This is a genomic window from Paenibacillus sp. HGF5, from assembly GCF_000204455.1.
Classification (GTDB): domain Bacteria; phylum Bacillota; class Bacilli; order Paenibacillales; family Paenibacillaceae; genus Paenibacillus_AQ; species Paenibacillus_AQ lautus_A.
On the sequence record NZ_AEXS01000137.1, the window covers coordinates 1 to 6,232 of the forward strand.

A 6,232-nucleotide genomic window follows, 5' to 3' on the forward strand; every position below is an offset into this window, starting at 1 on the left:
ATCCACCCACCTGGTGTCCCCGATATATGTAGAAAAGCTTATGACTTCCGCAGCCGGATTGAACTGCCTGATAAAACCGGCTATCAAGCTGTTGGAACCGAATGTAGGCGAGATCAGCACCAAGCTGTTGATTTTTCGTAGAACGTCTTGGTCGATCTGTCGCATGACTTCCATATAAGCGTCGGTGGTCACTGCCAAAATCAGGGTATCCCACTGGCCTTCGATGGCTTCAAAGCCTCGGTATACTTCGTCCAAGCGGCATTCGCCTTCCATGGCAAGATGCTTTACGTTTTGGATGCTTACGCGAACCCTTTGATCGCTGGCCGCAAGCGATTCAAAAAAATCCGCGGAACGGACCGATGCCCGACCGGCAATGCCCAAATGACAATGGAACCCTTTCTTAAGGATCACTGCCAGCTGCAAGGCGGCAGGACCCGTTCCCAATAACAGGACTCGCTTCATATCCCTCACAAGGACACCTCACTTCAATTTGCCATGTGCAATGATGCTTTTTTGTACAACGCGATGTCGAATATATCGTTTCGGCGCAATACCGTATCAACGAGTTTCCATTTGTCCTCATCCGTTTCTTTCATGGGGTAATTGAATAAAGACTTCAATCGGTTTCCGTGCCTCATGGCCACAACGACCTCTTCATTCGTTAGTGGATGTAACCGCTGCAACATGTCGTACTTTTCGGCAACCGTTGAGCTAAAAATGATGTGGGTGACCTCTTTTATGTAATCAAGGTATTCTACCGGCGTATTTTCCAGCCGGATCTTCAGCTCCGGGCCTAATGTCTCGATAACCTTTACCCCGAGCCTAATGGCCTCATCGTCAATGTCGATGCCGATCACCTCGGCTCCCGTTCGCTTGGCAATCAATAGAGCCGTCATCGGAAATGCGCCGGATCCAACCAGCAGTACGATCGACTTCGAAGTCACTTGGAAGCTTCCGAACTCTTTCTCGATGCATTCTTCGATATTCCTGAAATAATCGGTGATCCCCGTGTCTCCCTTGATCAATTTCAATGCGCGATATTTCTCCAGAGTCGCTACGCCGCGTGCCGAATACGCTCTCAATTCCTCCGCAAGCCCGTTTAAACCTCCAGCTCCTTGCCGCTCCAGCTCATCCCATATGTTGGAGTTGGACTGGTCGGTAATAAATGCTGAATAATCATCGACCAGACGTTCCAGCTCCGTTCGGTGACGGGAAATATCATCGAAGCGGTCTGCGTAGTACTTAAACCTTGTTAAATATTCAGCCAAGGATTGATCAAACATGGTTAGTTTCACGATTTCCCACCCCCGCAATATGGTCTTCATTCAGATCAATGAATGCGATGCCTTGAGCTGCAATGCCAACGGCCCATTCGATTTCCAGATGCGTCAACCGGTTTTGATCAAATAGGGCCTTTACATGAATCGTTCCGCCGGGCTGTTTGATGGAAGCCTCGACACCCCTCTTATGCTTCCAAGCTAAGTAGGCGCCTACGGAAGCGGTGCCGGATCCGCAACCTCTTTCCCACACCGCGCTATTAAGCTCCGGTACATAAATGAGCGGAGTCAGTTCCCTAATGCGGGAGTTGTATAACAGGATTCCGACCATTCTTGCATCGAGAAAGGGTCCGATGTGCTTGGCCATGGCCAACATGCTGCTGTTCATTTGCGCATCGAAGCGCTCCACTTCAATCACAAAATGAACAAAGTCTTTGTATCGAACGACAACCGCATCAACAAGGGAGCATCCGTCTTGAAGGACCGTTTGATCAATTCTCACCGGAAGCGGCATGTTGACCCTGCAGCGATAATCCTCCTTGTTTTTTGTTATATGGCATGACACTAACCGCTCCGCCCCTGAAACCTCTAGTCGAAACTCGGTTGTTAGATGTCGTTTTATCCCCTGAACCTCAGCCAGGTATGCCGCTAGGGCCATGCAAGCATTCCCGCAAAATTCACCTCCTGCCATCCGCAGAAACGCATCCGCATCATCTTTCATGGATTGTTCGATAAAACCAACCTGCTCAGCATAAACATTGTCGTATGACATGATTTTAGCAGCGACGCGTTTATGTTCATCGGGCGGAAGCTTGGTGTTAATGAGAATCGTCATGTTCTGCGTAGGATTGCATTTCACAAAATCGATCTTCTGCTTCATCACGGGCTCCCTCTGTTCCAATGGATTGCCAGTTGGATTGATGTTCTCTAATCGTAATTATTACGATTAAGAATGATGAGAATATAGCATGGCTTTTCGAAATAGTCAACATTTTAGCAAGAAAAAAACTCTTTCGACGTCATCATCGGAAGAGTTATTTATGCGTATACTGGCTATCTTGCTTGGAATAGAAGCGCACGTCTTCTTTATCGTTAATGGTCGCTAATGCCACATCTTGAATATTCTTATGAGCAGGCGTTACTTTTAATTTGAGCCAATCAAGATCCTTTCCGATTTCCTGAAGGAGCAGCATATCGATTTTTCCATCCACGATAATCGGCCTCGAGATCGTAAATGGTTGGGTCACTATGTTCATATCAGACGGAGTAACCGGTTGGTATGGAGTGTCCACGAATACGGAAATGGTTCCCCCCGGTTCCCACAAAGCCAGCGATACTTTCTGTATATCCTCTACTTTCTCTTTTCTAAGCTCGGAGAATAAATAATCGACGGAGATCCTTGCTTTAGACAGGTTATGGAATTGGATGAGACCATTTTTAACGAGCGTGATGGGTGGCGGATCTAGATAACGTTTGATGAACGGCCACTTCAGGCTCAGCCATGTCGCCGCGACATACAGCACAATGATCACGATGGTGGTGATCATTGATCCTTCCAAGCCCAGTTCCTCGTCTGAGAGCGGGTGAGCTATTATATTGCCGAGAATGAGAGCGATAATGAAATCTAGAAATCTTAATTGAGAAATGGAACGCTGTCCCATTACTTTCGCTACTAAAAGTAAAAAACAAAGCTAACGATGCCTCTTAAGATCCATTGGACGGACGTCAGCGTTTCTTGGCTTTCAAAAAATTCCAATCCATTCAGCCCTTTCCACAAAATCTGACATATTCAGTAAGTTCCCCTTATGCTCCAATCCCTATACAAGATCGAGTATATAAAGGAGCTCATCAATCAAATAAAAAAAGAAGAAATACATCCGCGTATTTCTTCTTCCTGCAAATAAAATTAAAGAATTAGGAGAGTTTCGGTTATTCTATTGCTTATTTTCTTTGGAATATAAGGTTTCTTCAGCAACCTGTGCCAGTTCCTCAGCCTTGATGCTAATCTCATGAATCGTTGCCGAGAACTCCTGAATCGTCCTTGACTGGGTATCGGTCAGCGTGTGGATATCGTCAAAAGCATGATTTAGCCGCTGTAGAAAATCCTGTATATGCTTGGTGATGCCATTAATCTGGTCCACGTTTTCTTTGGAGCTTGTCGCCAGCTTCCGAATCTCATCGGCAACGACCGAGAATCCCCTACCGACTTCCCCTGCCCTTGCCGCTTCGATCGAAGCATTAAGGCCTAACATGCTGCTCTGATCCGAAATTTCCTTCACGACGGTGGAAATCTTGCCGATCTGCTGCGCACTGGAGCTAACCTCCGACATTTGGCCGGTTACGTCCGATACCCGATCGGTAAGGCGGGCGATGGATTGGCTAATATCTTCAATGGATGCGGTGGTCTGCTCGACAATCGCGGAAAAGCTCTCGGCCATCTCAAACAGCATATTCGCTTTTTCAAGGCTTGTACCCATGCCTACGCCGCCGATTACCCTGCCAAACTCGTCATGCAGCGGGATCGCCCGTGCAGCAAGCGGAAATCCAAACAGCTCTTTCGGAACGACTGCCGATATAGCTTTATTATTGCGGATGGCATCGGTTACGATGTCCCCCTCCACGAGCGGGTCCCCAGGTTTGACATTCAGCGAAAAGGTTCTTCCCGGAATGTTGATGATGAGCTTCTCCGTGTCGTAAATGCCAATCGTGATGTCATCATTCGTAAGACTTTTCAAAAGTGGAGCTACCTTGACAAAGGCCCCAATCATCTCGTGCTGCGTTTGTTCCTCAGTTACATTGCTCATGCTATCTCCCCCAACCCTTCATACGGGCGCTATTGTCCGCCATTCAATGTCGTCAAGCTTATAGGCGTATCATTGGGAACCGCATCTTCCCTTCTGATCACTATATTTATCGTCCGAATGCAGCGAATCGTTGAGTAGGATGTTGGGCTGGAACAATAAAAATCCCTTCCTCATTCGGTGAGGAAGGGACGTTGTCGAAAGGTTATACCGCTTGGCGCAGCCGCTCAAACAATATGTTGTTTTCCAGATGGATATGCTCGAAGGTGTCCTTTTCAAGCATGGCTAACCGTTGAAAGACAAGCCGATACGTACCGCAGGCATCAGCCGGAAGCTCGAAATCGGATGTTACGTCCCGGAGCTCCTGCAGCAAGCTGCCGGCATGAGCATGTTCATCTTCCAGTTCGGATACGTGCGGCTTAAGCTCTGCTGCCGCTTGGTGGCTAGGGTCCGCCACAAATTTCAAGATGAGCGGAAATACATGCTCGTCCTCGTCCTTCGTATGCTCTAACAGCTCCTTTTTCAATTCCGAGAAGAGCTCCTGCACGCGAAGCAGCTCGGGGTGATGCTCTCCATGCACACGGGCCAATTTCGTTACATAGGGCGTTAATGCCGGTAATTCATCACGGAGGAAGGCATGATGTTTTTGTTGGATATGATCAATCAGTTCGGATTCCTTCAATGAAGCGGGACGGCTTTCCTGGTAATCGGCAAACTTGCTCTCTACGGACCGAACCTGCTCCAGAACGGCGGCTGGATCCAAAAGACGCTGCTTGGCTGCCTCTTCCAAAGGCACCTGGCCGCCACAACAAAAATCGATGCGGAGGGATCGAAATAAATCCGCGGTTTGCGGGATGGATGTCACAATATCGGATACTTGGCTCTGAAGCGTGAATGAACTCATATTCAAACCTCCCTAGACTAAATACGTGTTTGTGAACTTTTTCACTCTTACAACTCAAGTATATGAAACTCCCATCCCCGCATATGTGATTGCAGTCATACTGAAATGTAACACTATGTGAACGATAGTATCGAAAGGACCACGGGAGCCAGGACAACAACAAACAGGGATGAAATCATCCCTGTTTTGTTCTTAAAGCTGCCCAGTTTCTTCGTCATCGTTCACATTACTCGGCCTTCGGACCGATGCCTGTTTTCGCCGAGATATTTACATTGGAAAATGTGGAAGTATTGTATTTCCACGTCTCATTGTTAACTTTAGCCGCATCCGCCACAAGCCCGACATAGACTTGCTTCGGCAAATCGACTTGGACGTTTCCAACCGTGGTCCAGCTGGTTCCATCTTGAGAAACGAACGATGTGAATTGATTATCCTTGCGGACAAGCTTGATCCAGTATGGCAGCTGAAATTCCTGATCCGGCTGAATCCTCGCGACCTCGCCGCCCTCCTCGGCTCGACTAAGGGTTACGCCTCTTTTCCCCGTGCGAATATAAGGGACGACAAGGGAAACGAACGAGGCATCCTCTTTCAGGCTCTCGCGGAACATGATGCCGGCTTCCGCTTCCTCATTCGTGGGAGTGATGCTTTCAATCCGGGCAACGATTTCAGCATCTCCCTTTACCTTCTGATATGCAAAATGAAAGACGTCCTTCGTGCCGCCGATATCACCCGCGGACTTGACGGTCACCTCGCCCGGCGCGCCGCCGAGCTGCGTGTGTCCCGGAATTCCCGGACTGCCGACATCGGCCGATTTCCAAGGCCTGATGCTCCCTTTAGTGTTCGCATGAACGACCACGCTCGTTGAGAATGCCATCGTGCCTGTATCGTCGATCGCTTTTGCGGCCCAGTAATGGGTGCCATCCGCAACATCCGTCCACTGATAGCGGAACGGCATGCTTTCGTCCTCCCCAACCTTTTCTCCGTTCCGGTAAAACTCCACCTTGGTTACGCTGCCGTCTTCATCGGAAACGGACGCTTCAATCGTGACGTTCGAGCCGGCTTTTACCACCGTGTTGTTTGCCGGGGCGGTAATGACCGCTGAGGGATTGGCCGATCCGTTTCCTGGTATGGAATTCAGATACAGCTCCAGATTCGTAAATCCTTCGTTATTGGTCATATTGCGGTCGCTCGGATCTTTCGGATCCAGCCCGTGGGAGATCTCCCAATCATTCGGCATTCCATCTTGATCG

General features: G+C 48.7%; 6 protein-coding genes and 1 pseudogene. All 7 read right to left on the minus strand.

Annotated elements, in window-relative coordinates; translation table 11 throughout:
• Window positions 1-462: opine metallophore biosynthesis dehydrogenase (locus tag HMPREF9412_RS21310; RefSeq protein ID WP_009593839.1), on the minus strand; the 462-nt coding region annotated here is incomplete at its 3' end.
• Between the two features lie 23 nt (window positions 463-485).
• Complete coding sequence (locus tag HMPREF9412_RS21315; RefSeq protein ID WP_009593835.1) at window positions 486-1,295, minus strand: class I SAM-dependent methyltransferase; 810 nt, start codon at window positions 1,293-1,295, stop codon at window positions 486-488.
• Entirely contained in the window at window positions 1,276-2,157 is an 882-nt protein-coding gene (locus tag HMPREF9412_RS21320; RefSeq protein ID WP_009593837.1) for a diaminopimelate epimerase, read from the minus strand. The genes HMPREF9412_RS21315 and HMPREF9412_RS21320 overlap by 20 nt, the downstream gene beginning before the upstream one ends.
• A gap of 154 nt (window positions 2,158-2,311) precedes the next feature.
• Window positions 2,312-3,033, minus strand: a pseudogene (locus HMPREF9412_RS21325) (DUF421 domain-containing protein).
• A 178-nt stretch (window positions 3,034-3,211) separates the two neighbouring features.
• A complete protein-coding gene (locus HMPREF9412_RS21330) occupies window positions 3,212-4,081 on the minus strand; it encodes a methyl-accepting chemotaxis protein (RefSeq protein ID WP_009593834.1) in 870 nt (289 codons plus the stop codon).
• A gap of 202 nt (window positions 4,082-4,283) precedes the next feature.
• Window positions 4,284-4,982, minus strand: coding sequence for an iron-sulfur cluster repair di-iron protein (gene ric / locus HMPREF9412_RS21335; RefSeq protein WP_009593838.1), 699 nt, complete (start codon window positions 4,980-4,982; stop codon window positions 4,284-4,286).
• A 226-nt stretch (window positions 4,983-5,208) separates the two neighbouring features.
• The coding region (locus HMPREF9412_RS21340) for an Ig-like domain-containing protein (protein WP_036672997.1) at window positions 5,209-6,232 on the minus strand (1,024 nt) is incomplete at its 5' end.